This is a genomic window from Mesorhizobium escarrei (assembly GCF_935825525.1).
Lineage (GTDB): Bacteria > Pseudomonadota > Alphaproteobacteria > Rhizobiales > Rhizobiaceae > Mesorhizobium > Mesorhizobium escarrei.
On the sequence record NZ_CAKXZT010000118.1, the window covers coordinates 1 to 20944 of the forward strand.

Here is a 20944-nt window from a genome sequence, read left to right on the forward strand (position 1 = left end):
CCCGCATCGAAAAACCTTCACCAATCCGGACCTCGCGTGTTGAGACATCAACGTCGCGTTGCCGTACCAAGCAGACCGTCGGCTTATCCAGAGCAGCATTCGAGTCGAGTGGATCGCGCCCGTGACGTGGGTTAGGTGACGGCTCGCTCGCCGTGCTCTCCGGAACAGGCCGGGCAGATCAGCGCCCGCGGCTGGCAGGCTGATGAAGGGATCTTCGCTCAAAGGTGCGATGGTTTCCAGCGTCATGGATCTGCGAGGCGATGGCCTGCATCACTGGCACAGCCGTGAACGGAATCCCAACTCAGCAGGCGACGGGGCTGGACCAGGAAACGCTCAGCGTGCTAGGATTGTTCATTCAGCAGGAAGCGATATGCTCAGACCACTGTCTGCGGTGGCGTTCTGGTTCGGATTGACGGCGACAGCCGCGATGGCCGGACCCCTTCATGATGCGGCGCAATCCGGGGATGAAACGGCACTCAAGGCCCTGCTCGATGGCGGCGCGGCCATCGACGAGAAAAACCCAACCGGTGAGACAGCGCTGGTCGTAGCCTGCCTCGCCAGCCAGCCGGAAGCCGTCGCCTTGCTGATCAAACGCGGTGCCGATGTTGTGGCAAGGAACAACCGCGGAATGACGGCTTTGCACGGCGCATCCTATGCGGGGTGCGCGGAATGTGTGCGGCAGCTGCTGGTGGCCGGGGCTTCGCCTAGCGATGCCGAGAACCGCTTCAAGACGACGCCATTCATCGTCGCCGCCGAAGAAAACCATCCGGACATACTGGCGATGCTGCTGGCCGCCGGCGCTGATGCGGAAGCAACCGAGCGGCACGGCTTCACCGCATTGACCCGGGCCGGATTCAAGGCGCGGAAGGAGACAATCGCCTTCCTGCTGGCGCGCGGCGGCCGGTGCCAGCCGGCGAAGATAGCAGGTGGGTGGAGCGGGGAATGTCTGAAATTGGCGGCCGAATTGGCACGTGCACCCTGAGTTCGCAAACGAAAGGACGAGTGAGATGAAACACCTTGGATTGATTTGTCTCGGTATCTTTGCCGCATCGACCGTGCCGGCTGGGGCCGGCGAGGTCAACACCGGCTATTTCGGTAATGTCGCCATCGAGGGCTACGACACTGTCGCCTATTTCACCGAAAAGCAGGCGGTGAAGGGCTCGGAGAAGTTCCAATCCGAATGGCTCGGCGCTACCTGGCAGTTCTCCAGCGACGAAAACCGGAAGAAGTTCGATGCCAGCCCAATGGACTACGCGCCGCAATATGGTGGCCTGTGCGCCGAGGGTGTTGGCTACAACGAGATGACGGTGAACATTGAACCGGAGGTCTGGCAGATTATCGACGGTAAGCTCTATATATCGGCTGGCGCCGCCTTCGAGGACCTCGCCACCAACCGACTCAAATCGGATGCCAACTGGCCGACAATACACGCCGAACTGCAGAAATAGATTTGCGCTATTTGACGGAGAAAAAGCGAAGCGTGTCGGGCAGAACCAGCGCGTAGTCCAGGCCGGCGCTCTTGTCCGCATAGACCGCGCCGCATTGCCAGTGACCGCGGAAGCTCGCCTCGAACTGCAGGCAGAGCTGGTCGTTCTCAATTCGCGCCAGCCCGGTCAGAAAGGTGTTGGCGCCGCGATAGGCGGCCCGGAAGTCTTTGGTGACCTGCAGAAAGAAAGGCGCCGTTTCGCCGCGTTTGAACGTGGTGATCCCCTGCCAGCCACGTCCAACGGTGAGAGTGGCCAAGGCCTCGCCGCGAATGCGAGCTTGCTCATTCCCCCGATAGTCGAGTGGCCATTCGGGAATGCCGGCCTTGGCTAATAAGGAGAGATAGCGTGCGAGATCGGATGGATTGCGGAACAAGCCGGTGTAAAGGTTGCGAAAGGCGGCAAGGTTGGCGAATGGATAGTTCGTCAAGAAGTCAGAGAGCTTGTGCGCCTCGCCAGTTTGGCCGAGCGCGGCATAGCAGGCGGCCAGATATTCCCGCGTGCTTTCCGAGGCCGGAAAGGCGGCGGCCACAGTCTCGAGCTCGGTCCGCGCCAGCTCGTATTTCCCGGCCAGCGTGTGCACGATGCCCGCAACCTGAAGGAACCCGGGTTGCGGTTTCGGGTTCAGGCGCATGGCCTGGGCAATGGCGCTCACCGCTTCGTCCAACTCGCCGGAATAGGCCAGCACCAAGGCGAGGTTCGCCTTGGCCTCGGCTTCGCCGGGATTGAGCGCCGCCGCGCGCCGCACCGAGGCGATGGCGTCGTCGTGGCGGCCGTCAGCCAACTGAAAGACTGCGAGCGCCGCGAAGGCGCGGGCATTGTTGGGATCGAGCTCCAGCGCCTTGCCGGCGGCCTCGTAGGCCCGCTTGCGGGCGACCGTTGCGGACAGAACCTGATCCGACACGGTCAGCCAGATCTGGGCCGACGTCCGCGCATAGCCGGCATAGGCATCGGCGAAGGAGGGGTCGAGCGCGATCGCCTTGTCGTAGGCGGCCAAGGCCCGGCCCTGCGTCGTGGCATCGACGACATAATAGCTCTGCGCTTCGGCGCGCAGGTACCAATCGTAGGCCTCGAGGTTGGCGGTCGGAATGCGCTTCAGCTCGGCCGCTTCCGCGGAGGTGAGCTCCACCGCAAGCGCTCCCACGATCTCGTTGATCACCTCGTCCTGCACGGTGAAGATGTCCGAGAGGCGCCTGTCGAACTGTTTGGCCCAGATTTGCTGGGCGGTCTCGGCTTCCACCAGGTTGGCGCTGATGCGCAAACGGTCCTGGGACTTGCGCACGCTGCCTTCGAGGACGTAGCGAACGCCCAAGTCGCGGGCGACCGTCTGGGGGCTGACGGTCTTTCCCTTGTAGGGCAGCACCGAGCCGCGGGCGATGACGAACAGGCCGGAAAGGCCGGTGAGTTGGGTGATGAGACCGTCGCTCAGGCCGTCGGCGAAGTAGTCCTGCTCGGAATCGCCGCTGACATTGGCGAAGGGCAGGATGGCGATCGACCGCTTGCCGGCGCCGGCTGGATCGGTGGTGGTATCAGGTCGCGGCGCGCCGCTCAGCCAGAAGGCCGCGACCGCCAACCCGACGAACACGAGCAGCGCGGCGGCGATTGCCGGTAGGGCGAACTTCGGCTTGCGACCTGGGGCCGCTCGGGTGCCGGCCTCCACGCCGTCAAGCGCCACCCGGAAGGCGCGGATCGGCCGGGCGATGTTCTTGACCTCGATTTCGCCCATGTCGACGAACCTGACAGGCAAGCGATCGCGCACCTCGTTGCGCACGGAACGATGCACGCAGATGCCGCCGGGCTCCGCCAGCGCCTGCAGGCGCGCGGCTACATTGACGCCGTCGCCGAACACATCACCACGATCGGCGATGACGTCGCCCAGGTGCACGCCGATGCGAAACGCGAGCTTGCGGGCACCGGGGCTGGCCGCGGCGCGCGCCGCCATATCGCCTTGGATGGCGAGCGCGCAGCGCATCGCCTCCACTACGCTGGGAAATTCGGCGAGGAAGCCATCGCCCATGCGCTTGAATATGCGCCCCTGGTGCTGCGCCGTTTGGGGAGACAGAACCTCCTCGTCCACGGCCCTGAGGTCTCGCAGAGTTCCTTCCTCGTCCTCCCCCATCAGCCGCGAATAGCCGGCGATGTCGGCGGCTAGGATCGCGGCGAGCCGCCGTTCCAATTTGTCTTCGGCCATTGCGATGGACGTTCGAGAGTTTCTGCCGATTTTTCGCTACACTTGCGGCGAACGCTGCGTCATTCCGGTATTTACCATGACAGCCCATCCAAAGCCATTTCCATCCCCAGCAGTCTCGAATGGGTTCCGTTATCGGCCATCAGCAACACGATCACCAGTTTTCTACCTGAAGCCAACGCGACCGCCCTTTTCTCGGCTCGTTCGCGAAGTACTCTTCCATCCGCCTTCCGGCCGAACTCGACCGCATGTTACAAGACGGGTAACTGGTCAATGGGTAGGCCGGCTCCCGCAGACCTCCATTACCAAACTGCCGTCAGCGATCTCGTAATAGCGACCAGTTCAGCACCGCCTCAAAATCATCGCGGCAACTTGAACGTCGCCCTTACAGGCGAAATCGTCCGTTCGGCAGTCACCCAATCAATGACAAGTCATGGCGCAAGGCAGTCATTAACGAGGAACCGCGTCGCCCGCTCGCCATCCCTTGTCATCCCCGCATTCTTCCCCTAATCTCCTTCTGAGAAAACCTTTTCCCAAACCACCCCGCGCTCGCTGGCTCCACCACCCAGCACCTCGCAGGACCATAAGAGAAAAGCTTTTCTCAAACGGGAGGATCGATATTCAAATCATGGCGTCCGACACCCAGCCAACGCCAGTCTCCGCCAAGACCCCAGTCACCCTGCGTGAGGTGGCAACCCTTGCCGGTGTCAGCGTCGCCACGGCCTCAAAAGCGCTCAACGGGCAGGGGCGGATGACCGCCGAGACGCGCGAGCGTATTCGCGAGACGGCGCAGCGGCTCGGCTTTCGGCCGAACAGCCTGGCGCAGAGCCTGTTGCGCCGGCGCAGCTTTACCGTCGGTCTGTTGACCAACGATACCTATGGCCGCTTTTCGCTGCCGGTCATGTCGGGCATTTCGGATGCGCTGGTCGACAAGGGCGTCTCGGTGTTTCTGTGCAATGTCGAGGACGACCAGCGCCTCGGCCAGCTGCATGTCGATGCTATGCTCGACAAGCGCGTCGACGGCATCATCGCCACCGGCAAGCGCATCGACCGCCATCTGCCGGTCGATCTCGCCAATCTGCGCATTCCCGTGATCTACGCCTTCACCCAGCCCGATCCCGGCGCCATCGCCTTTGTCTCTGACGACGCCGGCGGCGCGCGCCTGGCGGTCGAGCATTTTTGCCGGCTTGGACGGTGCCGCATCGCCCATGTCACCGGGCCGGCGAGTTTTGCGGTGGTGCACGCGCGGGCCCAGGCCTATCGTGACGTGCTAACCGAGAAAGGCCTGCCGGTCATGGTACCATTGCTCGGATCGTGGTCGGAAGCGTGGGGTCACGAGGCGGTGAAGCAACTCTTCGACGGCAAGCTGTCGAAGAGCGGCGGCGAAAAGCCCGATGCCGTGTTTTGCGGCAACGACCAGATCGCGCGCGGCGTCATCGACGCGCTGCGCGAGCGTGGGCTTGATGTGCCCGACGACGTCGGCGTCATAGGTTTCGACAATTGGCAGATCGTGGCCGAGGCGACCCGCCCGCCGCTGACCTCGGTCGACATGAATCTGGCGGCACTGGGGCGCGAGGCCGGCCTTACCTTGCTTTCGCTCGTCGGCGGCGAACCCGCCCAGCCGGGCATCCGAAAACTGCCGTGCCGGCTGGTGGTGCGTCAGTCATGCGGCCGTCCGCCGGGCGGTTGAGCCAATGCATGTTGCCCAAAAGTGCGCAGCGGTTTTGGGACGACGACATGCATCAAAGCGAAAGGCCGCTGCGCAGGGAGCGCGGCCGCAGGAAAGAACTATGAGGAGAAAAACATGAGGAGGAGAACCATGAAGACCATGATTGCCGGGTTCGCGCTTGCCGCGAGCCTGTTTGCCTTCCCAGCCGCTGCCGCCGAGACCGCCAACATCTGGGTCCGCGCCGACGGCTCGAACTTCATGCCGCGCATCGTCGATGCCTTCAACAAGGGACATGAGAACCAGATCAAGCTGGACATCATCCCCAATGCCGAGATCATCCCGAAATATGGCGCTGCCGCTGCCGGCGGCACAGCACCCGATGCGCTGTCGCTCGACCTGATCTACACGCCATCCTTCGCGGCCGCCGGCCAGTTGGAAGACATCACCGACTGGGCGACATCCCTGCCTTATTTCAACAGCCTGTCGCCGGCGCACGTCAAGACCGGCACCTACAAGGGCCGCATCTACGGGCTGCCGTTCTCCGCCGATAGTTCGGTGCTGATCTGGAACAAAAAACTGTTCAAGCAGGCCGGCCTCGACCCTGAAAAAGGCCCGACTAACTGGGCCGAGATCGAAGCCTATGCCGAAAAGGTCAATGCGCTTGGCGGCGACACCAAGGGCTTCTATTTCTCCGGCAATTGCGGCGGCTGCAACATCTTCACCTTCACGCCGCTGATCTGGGCCTCGGGCGGCGACATCCTCACCGAGGACGGCTCGAAGGCGACGCTCGACAGCCCGCAGCTGCGCGGCGCCATCGACCTCTACCGCTCGATGGTCAAGAAAGATCTGGTGCCGGCCGGCGCGCAGACCGACACCGGCTCCAACTTCTTTGCGGCGTTTGCCGCCGGCAACATCGGCATCTCGCCGTCCGGGGCCTTTGCCATCGGCGCGCTGAACACCCAATATCCCGATATCGACTACGGCGTCACCTTCCTGCCTGGCAAGGATGGCGGCTGGTCGTCCTTTGCCGGCGGCGACAATTTCGTCGTCACCAAGGGCACCACGAAAATCGCGGTAGTCAAGGAGTTCCTCGATTTCGCCTATTCGCCCGAGGGCCAGACCATCCTGGCCAAGTACGGCAGCTTGCCGGTGCGCGGCGACATCGCCAATGAGGCCCTAAAAGACCTCGACCCGCGCTACAAGATCGCCGCCGAGGCCATGGCCAAGGGCCGCACGCCCTATTCGGTGGTGTTCAATGACCTGATCAACTCCGCCAACGGTCCGTGGAACCAGATGATCAACGAGGTCTTCTTCGGCGAGGACGTCAATGGCGCCATCGCCAATGCGCAGGAAACCATGCAGTCGATCATCGACTCGGCGCCGCAGCAGTAAGCGCCGGCTTACCTCCCCCTTGAGGGCCCTTGAGGGCCCTTGAGGGGAGGTCGTACCGCAGGTCCGGGTGGGGTCGTCTCGGCAGTGCTCGACGTTCTTTTTTCGTCGGCGCGCGTCAGAGGCGACCCCACCCCCGGCCTTCGGCCGGACCTCCCCTCGAGGGGGAGGGGGACGTAGCGCTAACAGCAAGGCTATCGTATTGAGAAAAGACCCCCTCATCCGGCCGCTTCGCGGCCACCTTCTCCCCGCCGGGGAGAAGAGGCTGGCGTCAACGCTGGCGACCTCCTCTCCACCCGGGGAGAGGTCGGATTGCCCCGAATTGCGTTTTGCAATTCGGTTGGCAATCCGGGTGAGGGGGTCTTTTCCCGTTGCGGTTGCCCTGAACCCAGTGAGCGGCCAGCTATGACCACCATCGCAGCAACCTCCGCACCCGCCCGCCGCCGCAAACTGGTCGGCGCCGGCCGCCGGCAGTGGATCGGCCTGCTTTATGTCGCACCGGCCGTTGCCCTGGTCGTCGTCTTCTTCATCATCCCGCTTTGCATGACGGCGTGGATGTCGCTGCACAACTGGCCGCTGATGGGCGCGCACTCGTTCATTGGCCTCGACAATTACTGGGCGATCCTGCGCGATACCAGGTTCTGGAACGCGCTCAAATTCACCGGCTACTATACGGTGATCGTCACCATCGCGATCTTCGTCGTCGCCTTCCCGCTGGCACTGTTCATCGAAAGGCCGCGGCCGCTGACCGGCTTCTACCGGACGTCGTTCTTCATGCCGGCCGTCATCGGTTTCGCCTCGGCCAGCCTGCTGTGGTCGTGGCTGCTCAATGTCGATTCCGGCCTGTTCAGCCCGGCCGCCTTCGAGCTCGGCCTGACCGAGAAGAAGGTCAATCTGCTGGCGACGTTCCAGCCGGCGTTCTGGTCGATCATCGCCATGGTCGTCTGGAAGGTGGCGGGTTTTACCATGATCATCCTGATGACCGGCCTGCAATCGATACCGCCGGATCTGCAGGAGGCGGCGATGATCGACGGGGCAGGGCCGCTGGCGCGGTTTCGCGCCATCACCCTGCCGCTGATGCGCCGCACTTTGGCGCTGGCGCTGATCCTGTCGGTTGCCGGCTCGGTGCTCGCCTTCGACCAGTTCTACATCATCCTGCGCGGCGGGCCGCGCAACCAGACGCTGACCGCCGTCTACTGGATTTTCAATCAGTCGTTTGTGTCGTTCAAGCTCGGCTATGGCGCCGCACTGTCGATGGTCCTGCTGGTCATCCTGGTCGCGCTCAGCCTGATCCAGCTGCGGCTGCTGCGCCAACCTGAGGGCGTTGAATGATGGCGCAGGCACGAAGCCGCAATCGCCGCATCGGCATGCAGGTCGCCGAGCACGCGACAGGCATCATCGCCTCATTGCTGTTCCTGGCGCCGATCGTCTGGACCGTGCTTTCGGCGTTCAAGCCGGCGCAGGAATCGCGCCAGCCGCCGCTGCCGCCCTGGCCGACGACGGGTTTTTCGGTCGAGAATTATGAAACGCTCAACACTTTCGGCGACGGCCTGTGGCTGCCGGCGCAAAACAGCATCTATGTCTCTGTGATGACGGTGGTGCTGTCGGTGATCGTCAGCGTGCTGGCTGGCTACGGTTTTTCGCGCTTCCGCTTTCCGCTAAAAAACCTGCTCTTCGTCCTCATCCTGTCGACCATCATGATCCCGTTCCAGTCGATCCTGACGCCGATCTTCCTGGTGCTGACCAAGATCGGCCTGCACAACACGCTGACCGGGCTGGTCTGCGTCTATGTCACGCTGCAGCTGCCGTTCTCGATCTTCATGATGCGCAACGCCTTCGACGCGGTGCCGCGCGAGATCGAGGAAGCCGCCCGCATGGACGGCGCCAACAACGTCACCATGCTGCTGCGGGTGATGCTGCCGCTCGTCTGGCCGGGCATCGTCACCATCGCGCTGTTCGCATTTCTCGGCGCCTGGAACGAGTTTCTGGCAGCGCTGGTGCTGATGACCGACCAGTCCAAATTCACGCTGCCGATCATGATGACGGCGCTGCAGTCCGGCCGCTTCGGCGCCATCGACTGGGGCGCGGTGCAGGCCGGCGTCACCGTGATGATGGTGCCGTGCCTGGTGCTGTTTCTGCTGCTGCAGCGCTTCTACATCCGCGGCCTCATGGCAGGGGCCGTGAAGTGACCAACCCGAATCGAACCGGAGTAAATTGATGACCGCATCGCAATCCGCCAGTCAGGGCGCCACGCCGGGGCAAACCGGCAAGTTGGGCAAGCCGAAACTCGCCTTCCGCCCGCTGCCGGTGCCGCAGGTCGATGTGCGCGGCTTCTGGGGCGACCGTGTCGATGCCGTCGCCACCAGGACCGCCGGCATCCTCTATGACCGCTGTGTCAAGGCGCGCATGCTCGAGCAGATCGATCCGGACCGGCCATCGCCGGGCGTCGTCATTCCGTTCCATTCACCCTCGCCGGACGAGGCTGCGACCGCCGGCAACGAGTTCACCGGCTCGACCGTGACGACGCAGATGTTCTGGGACAGCGACTGGGGCAAGACCATCGAGACCGCCGCCTATTCGCTCTACCGTCGCCGCAATGACGAGCTGGAGAAGAAGATCGACGCCGTCATCGACATGTACGGCAGACTGCAGCAGCCCGACGGCTATCTGTCGAGCTGGTACCAGCGCATACAGCCCGGCTTGCGCTGGACCAATCTGCGCGATTGCCACGAGCTCTACTGCGCCGGCCATCTGATTGAGGGCGCGGTCGCCTACTACCAGGCCACGGGAAAACGCAAGCTGCTCGACATCATGTGCCGCTATGCCGACCATATCGGCGAGACCTTCGGCCCCGAGCCCGGCAAGAAGAAAGGCTATTGCGGCCATGAGGAGATCGAGCTGGCGCTGGTCAAGCTCGCGCGGGCCACCGGCGAGCAGAAGTATATGGACCTGGCAAAATACTTCATCGACCAGCGCGGCCAACAGCCGCATTATTTCGACGAGGAGGCGCGTGCCCGCGGCGCCGACCCGAAGGCTTACCATTTCAAGACCTACGAATACAGCCAGTCGCACCAGCCGGTGCGAGAACAGGACAAGGTCGTCGGCCATGCGGTCAGGGCGATGTATCTCTATTCGGGCATGGCCGATATCGCCACCGAATATGGCGACGACACGCTGCGGGCGCCGCTCGACCGGCTGTGGGACGATCTCACCACCAAGAACCTCTACATCACTGGCGGCCTCGGGCCGTCGTCGCACAATGAGGGTTTTACCGCCGACTACGATCTGCCCAATGAAACCGCCTATGCCGAGACCTGCGCTTCGGTCGGACTGGTATTCTGGGCGAGCCGCATGCTCGGCATGGGCCCCAATGCGCGTTACGCCGACATGATGGAGCGGGCGCTCTACAACGGCTCGATTTCGGGCCTGTCGCTCGATGGCTCGCTGTTCTTCTATGAGAATCCGCTGGAAAGCCGGGGCAAGCACAACCGCTGGAAATGGCATCGCTGCCCGTGCTGCCCGCCCAATATCGGCCGCATGGTCGCCTCGATCGGCAGTTATTTCTACGGCCTGTCCGACGATGCCCTTGCAGTTCATCTCTATGGAAACAGTACGGCTCGTTTCGATATCGCAGGTCGGCGCATAGAACTGACCCAGGCCAGCAATTATCCGTGGAGCGGGACAGTCTCGATCGGCGTCGAACCCGAGGCGCCGACCGAGTTCAGCTTGCACCTGCGCCTGCCGGGATGGTGTCGCAACGCGGCGCTCAAGGTGAACGGGGAGGCGGTCGATCTGCATGCGGTCACCAGCGACGGCTATGCCGCGATCCGGCGCGAATGGCGCAAGGGCGACCAGGTCGAGTTCGACCTCGAAATGGCCATCGACCGGCTCTACGCCAATCCGCAGGTGCGGCAGGATATCGGCCGCGTCGCGCTTGCCCGCGGCCCGCTGATCTATTGCGTCGAGGAGACCGACAATGCCGGCCAGCTGCACCGCATCGCCTTGCCGCCGACAGCCGAGATCGAGGCGCATCAGCAGCCAAACCTATTGGGCGGCGTCGTGACGCTTTCGGCTGTTGCCAGGAAAGAGGCGTTTGAAGACTGGGACAACGGCCTCTACCGCACCGAACCGCCGGCGGTTGAAGAAGCAAAAATCACCGCTGTGCCGTATTTTGCCTGGGACAACCGCGATCCAGGCGAGATGCTGGTCTGGATCAGAAGCGCCGGATAGGGCCGTAGCGCCGATTTCAGCATACCTTGAATTCACCATGGCGCGCGTCATCTAGTTTTGAGTGGCGTCAGCCATTTGAACGGGCGGAGGCAGATTGTGGCGCTCGAAGCTGTTGTGCGTGCGAACGCCAGCGGTCGGCTTATAGTCGTGACCATCGCGGCGGTGCCGTTGCTGTTCGTGATCAGCGGACTGGCCATTCGCTATGCGGCTTTTGCTTCGGTGTCGGAGGAAACAGGTTTCGCGGCCTATGCCCGTGCGCTGTGCCGGTGGGATTGCGCCTGGTACATTGGCATCAGCGAACAGGGCTATGAGCGCTTTCCCATTCCAGACCACAGCAATGTCGGTCGCTGGGGCTTCTTCCCGCTCTACCCGATGCTGGTGGCGGCGATCCGGTCAGTTTTCCCTTTTCCTACGATACTGATCGCGACGATCACCTCGATTGCGTGCAGCTACGCCGCCTGTCTGGTGGCGTGGCCGCTGCTCGAGAAGAACATGAGCGCCTATGTGCTGTATTGCGCGTTTCTGCTCAGCGGCCCGTTCTCCTTTCACTTCACGACCTTCCTCAGCGAACCGCTTTTCGTGCTGCTGACCTCGTGCGTTTTTCTGGCGCTCAAGCGCTCCAGCTATCTCGCCGCGGGCGTTTCATCCGCGCTGCTGTCGGCGACCAGGCTGGTCGGAGTCTTCGTCGTCTTTGCAACCGTCATTCAAATGTTCAGCGAGCACCGCCGGCAGGGCGGATCGGCGCTGTCTTTCCCGCACTGGCTGCTTGGCCGACCGGTTCTGCTGGTCGCTGTCCTCATCTCGCCCGCCGGTTTGTTCGCTTACATCCTGTTCCTGTACCTCACCGTCGGAGACGGCTTTGCATTCTTGCACATCCAGCGCGCGTTCGGACGGGTGGCTGGTAATCCGCTGGTCTTTCTATGGGACGGGCTCTCCGCCGTTCCGACCACGGGATGGCTGCCCAGGGCGCCGCAATGGAGCGCGCTCGCCGCGATCACCGGATTGGCGCTGTCGGCCGTTCTGGCGGCCCGCAGGCAATATGGCGCGGCACTCTTCTGCGCGCTCTGCATCATCCTGCCACTGATCACCAACCTGGCCTCGATGGTCAGATACGTCATTGGGCTTGCGCCTCTGACAATGATGCTCGCCGTCCTGTTGTCGGCGTCGCAACTCATTTGGCTCGCGGCTTTGGTTCTCTTCCTTGGCGCCTGCTATTTCACGACTGTGGCGTGGATCGGAGGCTACCTTGCCCTGGTCTGACGTTCCGGGCCCGTATCGGCGCGCCGCCTCGCTCGGTGGCTACGCGCTCGCGGCGGTTCTGGCCGGGTCCGAGATCGTCATCCTTGCGCTTGCTCTCAATCCGGACGTCAACGCCGATTATCGCGCCTATTACATCGATCGGACGACGACCTGTCTCAATCGGGATGCCGTCGGCAGCTACACGCTTGGCCAGACGGTATCGTTCCGGAACGACGGCGCCAAGCAGGCGGCCGGCATAAAGGTCTGCGGCTGGTCGGGACCCGTCGCCGACGGCACCCATTCCCTGGGCGAGACCTCGCGGCTTCGCGTGAAGATACCGCCGCTGAGCGACGGGCTGGCCGCCACGCTGCAAATGGCCGCCGTCATTCGTCCGCCACAGATCACGCAGAGGGTTGTGATCTCGGTGAACGGCGTTCGGGCGCATGCGGTGACGCTGTCCGGCAAAGAACCACGAACGGTCTCGTTCGTCATTCCACCGGCGGCGCTCGGCAAGGCCGATACACTCGAAATCGCTTTCGACTATCTCGACGGCATTTCGCCAACTCCGGCCGCCAGCAACATCTACAAGCGCTCCATCAAGCTGGTGTCGTTCCGGCTGGATGCCATTTGAGACGGATTAGCGGTCGCTTTGCCGGCTAGGTTCTCGCTGCGCAAAAACCCATCGGTCGAGTATGAGAAGATTGACCGCTGGAATAATCAGGCATGTAACCAGAATGGCAATGATGGGCGGCAGGCCGAGTTTCGCCGTCAAAAGCGCCGGCGCCGCGTAAGCCACGGCAAAGCCTGTCGCCGTCAGCAGGACAAAACGCCCAGCTTCCGATCGGTGCGATCCGTTCGACATGAAGGTTACTGATTTGTGGGCGAGGTACGAAAACACGGCAGCCGCGGCGTAAGCCGCAAGCGACGCCTGGACCGGCGTGAAGCCGATCCATTTCGATTTGACCAACGCAATAGCCAGGACAGCATACAGGCTCGTCGCGGCGATGCCGACCAACCCGAAGCGCGCCAGCAGCTTCAGCCCGGCGCCGGCGGTCGAACCGCCTTCAGACATGCGCGCTGCACGCATACTGGGCTCCGAGCGGTAGCGGCGCGAGCAGGCGCTCGAGTCTTCTGGCGAACGGCCTGGCCGACGGCAGCAGCAGGAAGTGCTCGGATCGGATATCCTGAAAACCCGTCTGCTGAAAAAGCGACCTTGCCCTGGCGGCGTTGAGCAGGACCGCGTCCTGGTCGAACGGACACCGGAACACCGCAAGACGCGTCAGCGGATTATAGGGATTATGCTCGATGATGCAGGCGACGCCGCCGGGTCGCACGACGCGCCGCATTTCCCGGAAGAAATCGAGCCAGGAGGCGGGCGGAACATGATGGACGACGCAACTGGCGAAAGCCAGATCGAACGCGCCGTCGCCATAAGGCAGGCGCGGCGTCGTGCAGGCCCTGTAAGACACACGTGGATTGTTCTGGCTGGCGCGCAGGATTGATTGTTCCGAGACGTCGCAGCCATCCAGGCTCTCGAAGACGCCTTCGAGATAAGGGTGGAGCGACCCGACGCCGCAGCCGACATCCAGCGCCCGCACCCACTGTCGAAGCCCTCGCTCGACAACGAGACGCTGTAGCAGGTCGGCCTTGGCGATCAGAAAAAAGTCGTGCCTAAGTCCGGAAAACCGGATGGATCCTGCGACCGCCTCGCCATAATTCGATTTATAGTTGTCGAAGAGTTCGGCCATCAGCCGAGGCTCCGTTCCTGGGTTTCCGAAACGGTCGACGGCTCTCACTGGCGGCACGCATCGCCTTGTCGAAGCCGGCGACCCGATCGATCACGTAAAGCGGACGGCGTTTAACCTCGGCGTGGATGCCGCCGACATAGAGCCCGACCACGCCGGTCATGAAAAGATTGATGCCGCAAAGGAGCGACACGATCACCACGGTGGATGTCCAGCCGGCAATGATGCCGGTTTCAAAAATCCAGGCGAAGATCGCGTAAATGCCGAACACCACCGCAAGCGCGGAGATCGCCAATCCGCCCCACAGCGCCATGCGCAGCGGCTTCTCGGAGAAGCTGACGATGCCGTGAACGGCAAGGCGCATCATCTTCCAGAATGGGTATTTGGTCTGGCCGAGGGTCCGCGCCGGGCGTTCGAAAGGCACCGCTGTCTGCTTGAACCCCATCCAGGCGAACATGCCCCTGACGAAACGGTCGTGTTCGGGCATTTGCTTGAAGGTCTCCAGGGCCTTGCGCCCGACCAGGCGAAAATCGCCGACGTCGCGGGGGATGTCGACCGACGTCATCTTCTCCAGCAGGCGGTAGAAGAGACTCGCCGTAAAGCGCTTGAACCAGGATTCGCCCTGACGCTTGACACGGCGGGCATAGACGATCTCGAAGCCTTCCTTCCACTTCGCCACCAGATCGAGGACCACCTCCGGCGGGTCTTGCAGGTCGGCATCCATGACGATGACGGCATCACCCGCAGCCGCATCCATGCCGGCCGTGATCGCGACCTGGTGGCCGAAATTGCGGGAAAGCTCGATCAGCCGGAAGCGCGGCTCGACGGCGACGACGTTGCGAAGGTATTCGACGCTTCCATCGAGGCTTCCGTCATCGACGAAGATCGCCTCAGCCTCGCCGTCCAACCGGCAGATCAGCGAACTGATCCGCTCGATCAGTCGCGGCAGCACCTGTTCTTCATTGTATATGGGAAGGACCAGCGAGTACCGCGGCGGCGACACGTTCACCGCAGTCCTGATGCTTTGGATCACAGAGTCTCGCATGCCGTTGAAAATGGAACGCAAGCTACAAAGTTCCAAGGACACACAAGAAATCGCTAAATTTAGCGGTTTCGGGCAGGTGCCGATCATGCGTGGAAGGACAAAGGCGTTACCGCAATCGAACGTCCATATGTGCTCGGCGCACGGCGTCAATGAGCTATCGGCCAGTCCGAAACCGCCGCGAAGCAGCCTTTGAGGACCCGCTTCGATCATACCGCCCAAAACCGGGTGTCTGCTGGCCCGATCTACCCCGCTTGCCACTTCTGCCATTGCACAAGCCACATCGGAACAATAGATGGTGCGGAGCGGCCGCCCCTTATGTCAGGCGGAAAAAACAGGACTATGCGCATGACCGATACGCTGGACTCAGCGAAATTGACCGACCGGGTCGCGGCCTTGGTCGAGGCTGCCAAACGGGCCGGCGCCGACGCCGCCGACGCAGTTGCGGTGCGCGGCCGTTCGACCGGCGTGTCGGTGCGGCTTGGCAAGGTCGAAGGCACCGAGGCGTCCGAGAGCGAGGATGTCTCGCTGCGCGTCTTCGTCGGCAAGCGGGTGGCGAGCGTCTCGGCAACCGCTGCCTCCGACCCGAAAGCGCTAGCCGAGCGGGCCGTGGCGATGGCGAAAGTCTCCCCGGAAGATCCCTATCAGGGCCTCGCCGATCCGGCCTTGCTGGTCAAGAAGCCGCGCGACCTCGATCTGTTCGATCCGACGGAAGTCTCGGCCGACCAGTTGAAGGAAGCGGCGCTGGCCGCGGAAGCGGCGGCCCTTGCGGTCAAGGGCGTTACCAATTCGGCCGGCAGCGGCGCCAGCGCCGGGCTTGGCGGGCTGGTGCTCGCCACCTCGCACGGCTTTGTCGGCCACTATGTCGCCTCGCGCTTTTCGCGCTCGACCAGCGTCATCGCCGGCGAGGGCACCGGTATGGAGCGCGATTATGAATTCTCCTCGCGCCAGCATTTCTCCGATCTCGACGCACCCGAGGACATCGGCCGCAAGGCCGGCGAACGCGCCGCACGGCGCGTCGGCGCGCGCAAGGCGGCGACCGGGCCGATCGACGTGGTGTTCGATCCGCGCGTCGCCCGCGGCATCGCCGGCCATCTCGCCGGCGCCATCAACGGCGCCTCCGTCGCGCGCAAGACCAGCTTTCTGCGCGACATGATGGGCAAGCAGGTGGCGGCGGCCGCGATCACCGTCACCGACGAGCCGCTCCGGCTCCGTGGCCAGGCGTCGCGTCCGTTCGACGGCGAAGGCATCGAGGGCGAAAAGCTGCTCATGGTCGAGAAGGGCGTTTTGAACCACTGGTTCCTGTCGACCTCAGTCGCGCGGGAATTGGGGCTGACCACCAACGGGCGCGGCTCGCGCAACGGCTCCTCCGTCTCGCCGTCATCGACCAATCTTGCCATCGAGCCGGGCGAGCGGACGCCCGAGGACCTCATCAAGTCGATCAAATCAGGCTTTTACGTCACCGAAGTGTTCGGCCAGGGCGTCGACATGGTGACAGGCGAGTACAGCCGCGGCGCTTCCGGCTTCTGGATCGAGAATGGCGAGCTCGCCTATCCGGTTGCGGAAGTGACCATCGCCTCGAACCTGAAGACCATGTTCCTCAGCATGGTTCCGGCGAGCGATCTCGATCGCAATTTCGGCACCGCCGCACCAACGCTGCTGATCGAAGGCATGACCCTTGCCGGAGCTTGACCAGGTCGCCTCGGCCGCCGGGGCTCGCGAGGATCTGCCGCTGCTGCGCGACGCTGCCCGCGAGGCGGGCGCCATCGCCATGCGCTATTTTGGCAACAATCCGCAAGTGTGGATGAAGGGCGGCACCTCGCCGGTAAGCGAGGCCGATCATGCCGCCGACGCCTATTTGCGCGAAACCTTGCTTGCGGCGCGGCCGGACTATGGCTGGCTGTCGGAAGAGACGGCCGACGATCCGGCAAGGCTTGCCGCCCGCCGCACCTTCGTCGTCGATCCGATCGACGGCACGCGCGGCTTCCTCGAAGGCCTGCGCTCCTGGTGCGTCAGCATCGCGGTGGTCGAGGACGGTCGCACGCTTGCCGGCGTGCTCGAATGTCCGGCCACGGAGGAGACCTATTGGGCGCTGCCCGGTGAGGGGGCATTCCTGAATGGCCGTCGCATTGCCGTGCGCCGCCCGGCAGCGATGGTCGAAATTGGCGGGCCGAAGCCATTGATCGCGCTGATGCCGGCGCAATGGCAGGGCCGCCTGAGCCGCGTGCCCTATATTCCCTCGCTCGCCTACCGGCTGGCGATGGTCGCCAATGGCAGGCTCGACGCGACCTTCGTCAAACCCAACGCACATGACTGGGACGTCGCCGCCGCGGATCTCATCCTGCGCGAGGCCGGCGGCGCATTGCTCGACCAGAAGGGGCGCGCACCGCGCTATGCCGGCGAAGTGATCCACCATGGCGCGCTGGTTGCCGGCAGCGGCGAACTGCTCGCCGTCCTCTCCAACGTCGTCGCAGGGCTGGACGGTTGAACATATCATCAACGGTTCCAAAGTCGGCGGCTTTGGTCTAGACCTGTCACAAACTCACGATATGTGAAGGACCGACATGACCGCGGAAGACGGAAAGAAGCAGCTTTTGCACCTGGTGTTCGGCGGCGAACTGAAGACGCTTGGCGGGACAGAATTCCGTGATCTCGACGCGCTCGACATCGTCGGCATCTATCCGGATTATCAATCCGCGCAAACGGCGTGGAAAGCCAAGGCTCAAGCCAGCGTGGACAATGCCCACATGCGCTATTTCGTCGTTCACCTGCACCGGTTGCTCGACCCCGACAACAAGCCTGCCGGTTGACATGGATGGATCATGAAGCCGTGAAAGGGCCGGCCACGAGGTCCGCGGCAAGGGGGCGCCGCGGTGGCACCCCGAAGACGTTCTGGCGCAAGATACGCGAACCGCTGGCGCAATCGCGATTCGTCAAGAACGCCATCGCCAGCCTGTTTGCGCAGTTCGTTCGCCTTGTCCGCCTGACCAACCGTGATGTCGGCGGATCGGCGCAGATGTCGGGCGGCGCCTATTCGCAGTTCGAACCCGTCATCATTGCGCTGTGGCACGGCCAGCATCTTCTGACACCGGCCTACTATCCCGGCGGACGGCCGCTGGTCGCCATGGTGTCGCGTAGTGCCGATGCCGAGCTCAACGCACTGATGATCGAGAAATTTGGCATCGAGGCGGTGCGCGGATCGGGCGGACGCGAAAGCTCGAAGCGTCGCGACAAGGGCGGCGCCAAAGCGTTGATTGCCCTGAAAAAGTCACTCGCCACCGGCAAGAATGTCGCCATGATCGCTGACATTCCCCATGGCACGCCGCGCGACGCGGGGCTTGGCATCGTTCTCCTGGCGCGGCTTTCGGGCCGCGCGATTCTGCCCGCCGCCATCGCTACCAGCCGCCGCAAGGTGCTGGAGCGCAGCTGGGACAAGACCACGATCAATCTGCCGTTCGGCCGTTCCTCGATCGTGCTTGGAGCGCCGGTGTTCGTTCCGGCCAACGCCGATGAGGCCGAAATGGAACGAAAGCGCCAGGAGGTCACGGCCGCGCTCAACGCCGCGACCGCCGAGGCCTACCGCCTCGTGGATGGCTCAAAATGAGCGAGCGCTGGGCGCGCACTTTCCTGACGGCGTATCGTTTCGCAGGCGCAGCCGCCTATCCCCTGGTCGGGCCCTATGTCGCCTGGCGCACCTCCAGAGGCAAGGAGGACCGAATTCGCCGGCGCGAGCGCTATGGCATCGCCGGGCGCGAGCGCCCCGAAGGGCCGGTCATCTGGATCCATGCGGCGAGCGTCGGCGAGACGATCGCCGTCGTGCCGCTGGTCGAGAGCATCCTCGACTACGGCGTCAACATCGTGCTGACGACGGGGACCGTCACCTCCGCGCAGGTTGCCGACGAACGGCTCGGCGACCGCATCATCCACCAATACGTGCCGCTCGACCTCAAGCCGGCGGTCAGCCGCTTCCTCGACCATTGGCGGCCGGATCTGGCGATTATCGCCGAATCGGAGATCTGGCCGATGACCATCCTCGAGCTCGGCGCACGCCGTGTGCCGCAGGTGCTGGTCAATGGCAGGCTGTCGGACCGTTCGTACAAATCCTGGAAGAAGCGCGCCAACATCGCCGAAGCGCTGTTCGAGAATCTCGCCCATGTTGTCGCCCAGTCGGATGTCGACGGCGAGCGCTTCCTCTCGCTCGGCGCCCGGCCGGTCACCGTATCCGGCAATCTCAAGGTCGACACCACGCCGCCGCCGGCCGATGAGAGGGCGCTGTACACGCTGAAGCGCCAGATCGGCGCCCGCCCGACCTGGGCGGCAATCTCGACCCATGACGGCGAGGAGGTGGTCGCCGCCGAGGTTCACGCAATGCTGCACAAGCGTCACCACGGTCTTTTGACGATCGTCGTGCCGCGCCATCCCGATCGCGCCGAAGCGCTTGCCGCGCAGATCTCCGGCATGGGCTTGAAAGTCGCGCGGCGCAGCAAGGGCGACCGGATCATCGCCGATACGGACATTCTGCTCGGCGACACGATGGGCGAGATGGGGCTTTATCTCAGGCTGACAGAGATCGCCTTCGTCGGTCGTTCGCTCACCTCGGAGGGCGGCCAGAACCCGCTGGAGCCGGCCATGCTCGACACGGCGGTGCTGGCCGGCCGCAATGTCCAGAATTTTCGCGAGACCTATCAGCGCCTGCTCGACAGCGGCGGTGCCAAGCTGGTGCGCGACCGCGACATGCTGGCCGGCGCCGTCAATTTCCTTTTGACCAACGAGGTGGCGCGCCATGAGATGATGGCGGCGGGTGCGGCGACGGTCGAAGAGATGCGCGGCGCGCTGGCGCTCACGTTGAAGTCGCTCGAACCCTACATTCAGCCCTTGGTCGTCAAATCGCGCCTCAAGGGCGCCAACGGCCGTTAAGATGGCCAGCGAAGCGCCCCCCTTCTGGTGGGAAGAACCGGACTGGCGGGCGCTGGCGCTGGCGCCGCTGTCGGCGGTCTATGCGCTGGTTGCCGGCCGCCGCATGCGCTCAGCGGCGCGCGAGAAGATCGAGGCGCCGGTGCTTTGCGTCGGCAACTTCACCGTCGGCGGCACCGGCAAGACGCCGGTGGCGATCGCACTGGCCCGGCAAGCCAGGCGCATGCAGCTCAATCCAGGTTTCCTGTCGCGCGGCCATGGCGGCTCCTTTGCGCGGCCGCATGTCGTCGATCCGCATCATGACGCCGCCAAGCATGTCGGCGATGAACCGCTGCTTTTGGCCGAGCACGCGCCAGTCGCAGTGACGCCGAACCGTGCCGCCGGCGCACGCCTCCTGCTGGAAAAGCATGGCTGTGATTTCCTGATCATGGATGACGGTTTCCAGAGCGCGCGCATCCACATCGACTATGCGCTGGTCGTCGTCGACGCACGCTACGGTGTCGGCAACGGCCGCGTCATTCCTGGCGGTCCGCTCAGGGCTGGTATCGTCGACCAACTGGTTTTCACCAGCGCGCTGCTGAAGATGGGCGAGGGCCTTGCTGCCGATGCCGTCGTTCGCCAGGCGGCGCGCGCCGGCCGGCCGATCTTCGAGGCGCGTACGCGGCCAACTAGCAAGGCGAGGCTGGCCGGCAAGCGATTTCTGGCCTTTGCCGGTATCGGCCATCCCGAGAAATTCTTCGACACGGTCCGTGAGGCCGGCGGCGAGGTTGCGCTGGCCCGGTCGTTTCCGGACCATCATTTCTATGGCCAGGACGAGCTTGCCGAACTGGCAACGGCAGCGCGAGGTGCCGGACTCGGCCTCATCACCACCGCCAAGGACGCCGCCCGGCTGCGCCACGATGCCGCGTCGGCCGATTTCCTCGGACAGCTCGATGTGCTGGAGATCGACACCGTGTTCGATCCCGACCACGTGCCCGAACGCATCATCGACGAGACGCTGGATGCCTGGCGGCAGCGCAAGCTGCAGGGTTGAAAGGCCTTCGG

At 63.7% G+C, this 20944-nt stretch carries 20 protein-coding genes; 15 read left to right on the plus strand and 5 right to left on the minus strand.

Features of this window, described 5'->3' with window-relative positions; genetic code table 11:
• Positions 1-246, minus strand: a 246-nt coding sequence (locus NMG80_RS11090) for a hypothetical protein (protein WP_254018121.1), incomplete at its 3' end; no start/stop codon positions are given.
• 124 nt (positions 247-370) lie between these two features.
• Between NMG80_RS11090 and NMG80_RS11095 the strand changes: the two genes are divergently transcribed.
• Together NMG80_RS11095 and NMG80_RS11100 are read left to right on the plus strand one after the other, a co-directional pair.
• Positions 371-982, plus strand: coding sequence for an ankyrin repeat domain-containing protein (locus NMG80_RS11095; protein ID WP_254018122.1), 612 nt, complete (start codon positions 371-373; stop codon positions 980-982).
• Between the two features lie 25 nt (positions 983-1007).
• Positions 1008-1448: a YHS domain-containing (seleno)protein gene (locus tag NMG80_RS11100; RefSeq protein ID WP_254018123.1), complete on the plus strand. Its 441-nt coding sequence runs from the start codon at positions 1008-1010 to the stop codon at positions 1446-1448.
• A 7-nt stretch (positions 1449-1455) separates the two neighbouring features.
• On the opposite strand, the gene NMG80_RS11105 is transcribed toward NMG80_RS11100, so the two are convergent.
• On the minus strand, positions 1456-3675 hold the full coding sequence (locus NMG80_RS11105; protein WP_254018124.1) for an adenylate/guanylate cyclase domain-containing protein: 2220 nt from the start codon (positions 3673-3675) through the stop codon (positions 1456-1458).
• A 625-nt stretch (positions 3676-4300) separates the two neighbouring features.
• On the opposite strand from NMG80_RS11105, the gene NMG80_RS11110 reads away from it, so the two are divergent.
• The 7 genes from NMG80_RS11110 (at position 4301) to NMG80_RS11140 (ending at position 12830) form a co-directional block, all read left to right on the plus strand.
• Entirely contained in the window at positions 4301-5362 is a 1062-nt protein-coding gene (locus tag NMG80_RS11110; RefSeq protein WP_254018125.1) for a LacI family DNA-binding transcriptional regulator, read from the plus strand.
• A 129-nt stretch (positions 5363-5491) separates the two neighbouring features.
• Positions 5492-6733 carry an ABC transporter substrate-binding protein gene (locus NMG80_RS11115; protein ID WP_254018126.1) on the plus strand — a complete coding sequence of 414 codons (1242 nt, stop codon included), beginning with the start codon at positions 5492-5494 and terminating at the stop codon, positions 6731-6733.
• Positions 6734-7135: 402 nt separating this feature from the next.
• Positions 7136-8062, plus strand: a complete 927-nt coding sequence (locus NMG80_RS11120) for a carbohydrate ABC transporter permease (protein WP_254018127.1) — start codon at positions 7136-7138, stop codon at positions 8060-8062.
• Positions 8062-8919 (plus strand): carbohydrate ABC transporter permease, encoded by an 858-nt coding sequence (locus NMG80_RS11125; RefSeq protein ID WP_254018128.1) that lies wholly within the window; start codon positions 8062-8064, stop codon positions 8917-8919. The genes NMG80_RS11120 and NMG80_RS11125 overlap by 1 nt, the downstream gene beginning before the upstream one ends.
• Before the next feature lie 28 nt (positions 8920-8947).
• Positions 8948-10960: a glycoside hydrolase family 127 protein gene (locus NMG80_RS11130; protein WP_254018129.1), complete on the plus strand. Its 2013-nt coding sequence runs from the start codon at positions 8948-8950 to the stop codon at positions 10958-10960.
• 96 nt (positions 10961-11056) lie between these two features.
• Entirely contained in the window at positions 11057-12220 is a 1164-nt protein-coding gene (locus NMG80_RS11135) for a putative hexosyltransferase (RefSeq protein ID WP_254018130.1), read from the plus strand.
• Positions 12207-12830, plus strand: a complete 624-nt coding sequence (locus NMG80_RS11140) for a hypothetical protein (RefSeq protein ID WP_254018131.1) — start codon at positions 12207-12209, stop codon at positions 12828-12830. The genes NMG80_RS11135 and NMG80_RS11140 overlap by 14 nt, the downstream gene beginning before the upstream one ends.
• A gap of 6 nt (positions 12831-12836) precedes the next feature.
• Here NMG80_RS11140 and NMG80_RS11145 read toward each other — a convergent pair whose 3' ends face one another.
• Genes NMG80_RS11145 through NMG80_RS11155 form a run of 3 tightly spaced genes read right to left on the minus strand, consistent with a single transcriptional unit; the run spans position 12837 to position 14977 of the window.
• Positions 12837-13286, minus strand: a complete 450-nt coding sequence (locus NMG80_RS11145; RefSeq protein ID WP_254018132.1) for a GtrA family protein — start codon at positions 13284-13286, stop codon at positions 12837-12839.
• A complete protein-coding gene (locus NMG80_RS11150; protein WP_254018133.1) occupies positions 13264-13947 on the minus strand; it encodes a class I SAM-dependent methyltransferase in 684 nt (227 codons plus the stop codon). The genes NMG80_RS11145 and NMG80_RS11150 overlap by 23 nt, the downstream gene beginning before the upstream one ends.
• On the minus strand, positions 13922-14977 hold the full coding sequence (locus NMG80_RS11155; RefSeq protein ID WP_254018134.1) for a glycosyltransferase family 2 protein: 1056 nt from the start codon (positions 14975-14977) through the stop codon (positions 13922-13924). The genes NMG80_RS11150 and NMG80_RS11155 overlap by 26 nt, the downstream gene beginning before the upstream one ends.
• Before the next feature lie 357 nt (positions 14978-15334).
• On the opposite strand from NMG80_RS11155, the gene NMG80_RS11160 reads away from it, so the two are divergent.
• The 6 genes from NMG80_RS11160 (at position 15335) to lpxK (ending at position 20933) form a co-directional block, all read left to right on the plus strand.
• Complete coding sequence (locus NMG80_RS11160; protein ID WP_254018135.1) at positions 15335-16678, plus strand: TldD/PmbA family protein; 1344 nt, start codon at positions 15335-15337, stop codon at positions 16676-16678.
• The gene (locus NMG80_RS11165; RefSeq protein WP_254018136.1) at positions 16665-17474 is read left to right on the plus strand and encodes a 3'(2'),5'-bisphosphate nucleotidase CysQ; all 810 of its coding nucleotides are present in this window, start codon (positions 16665-16667) and stop codon (positions 17472-17474) included. Before NMG80_RS11160 ends, NMG80_RS11165 begins: the two co-directional genes overlap by 14 nt.
• A gap of 76 nt (positions 17475-17550) precedes the next feature.
• Positions 17551-17796, plus strand: coding sequence for a DUF4170 domain-containing protein (locus NMG80_RS11170; protein WP_027153864.1), 246 nt, complete (start codon positions 17551-17553; stop codon positions 17794-17796).
• Between the two features lie 5 nt (positions 17797-17801).
• A complete protein-coding gene (locus NMG80_RS11175) occupies positions 17802-18590 on the plus strand; it encodes a lysophospholipid acyltransferase family protein (protein WP_254018137.1) in 789 nt (262 codons plus the stop codon).
• Complete coding sequence (waaA, locus tag NMG80_RS11180) at positions 18587-19903, plus strand: lipid IV(A) 3-deoxy-D-manno-octulosonic acid transferase (protein ID WP_254018138.1); 1317 nt, start codon at positions 18587-18589, stop codon at positions 19901-19903. The genes NMG80_RS11175 and waaA overlap by 4 nt, the downstream gene beginning before the upstream one ends.
• A 1-nt stretch (position 19904) precedes the next feature.
• Positions 19905-20933 carry a tetraacyldisaccharide 4'-kinase gene (lpxK, locus tag NMG80_RS11185; protein ID WP_254018139.1) on the plus strand — a complete coding sequence of 343 codons (1029 nt, stop codon included), beginning with the start codon at positions 19905-19907 and terminating at the stop codon, positions 20931-20933.
• Positions 20934-20944: the final 11 nt, after the last annotated feature.

Bases quoted from the DNA above. Each gene is read 5' to 3' on its own strand.
- NMG80_RS11095 (WP_254018122.1), top strand. From the start codon at position 371: ATGCTCAGACCACTGTCTGCGGTGGCGTTCTGGTTCGGATTGACGGCG.
- NMG80_RS11100 (WP_254018123.1), top strand. From the start codon at position 1,008: ATGAAACACCTTGGATTGATTTGTCTCGGTATCTTTGCCGCATCGACC.
- NMG80_RS11105 (WP_254018124.1), bottom strand. From the start codon at position 3,675: ATGGCCGAAGACAAATTGGAACGGCGGCTCGCCGCGATCCTAGCCGCC.
- NMG80_RS11110 (WP_254018125.1), top strand. From the start codon at position 4,301: ATGGCGTCCGACACCCAGCCAACGCCAGTCTCCGCCAAGACCCCAGTC.
- NMG80_RS11115 (WP_254018126.1), top strand. From the start codon at position 5,492: ATGAAGACCATGATTGCCGGGTTCGCGCTTGCCGCGAGCCTGTTTGCC.
- NMG80_RS11120 (WP_254018127.1), top strand. From the start codon at position 7,136: ATGACCACCATCGCAGCAACCTCCGCACCCGCCCGCCGCCGCAAACTG.
- NMG80_RS11125 (WP_254018128.1), top strand. From the start codon at position 8,062: ATGGCGCAGGCACGAAGCCGCAATCGCCGCATCGGCATGCAGGTCGCC.
- NMG80_RS11130 (WP_254018129.1), top strand. From the start codon at position 8,948: ATGACCGCATCGCAATCCGCCAGTCAGGGCGCCACGCCGGGGCAAACC.
- NMG80_RS11145 (WP_254018132.1), bottom strand. From the start codon at position 13,286: ATGCGTGCAGCGCGCATGTCTGAAGGCGGTTCGACCGCCGGCGCCGGG.
- NMG80_RS11150 (WP_254018133.1), bottom strand. From the start codon at position 13,947: ATGGCCGAACTCTTCGACAACTATAAATCGAATTATGGCGAGGCGGTC.
- NMG80_RS11160 (WP_254018135.1), top strand. From the start codon at position 15,335: ATGACCGATACGCTGGACTCAGCGAAATTGACCGACCGGGTCGCGGCC.
- NMG80_RS11170 (WP_027153864.1), top strand. From the start codon at position 17,551: ATGACCGCGGAAGACGGAAAGAAGCAGCTTTTGCACCTGGTGTTCGGC.
- NMG80_RS11175 (WP_254018137.1), top strand. From the start codon at position 17,802: ATGGATCATGAAGCCGTGAAAGGGCCGGCCACGAGGTCCGCGGCAAGG.
- waaA (WP_254018138.1), top strand. From the start codon at position 18,587: ATGAGCGAGCGCTGGGCGCGCACTTTCCTGACGGCGTATCGTTTCGCA.
- lpxK (WP_254018139.1), top strand. From the start codon at position 19,905: ATGGCCAGCGAAGCGCCCCCCTTCTGGTGGGAAGAACCGGACTGGCGG.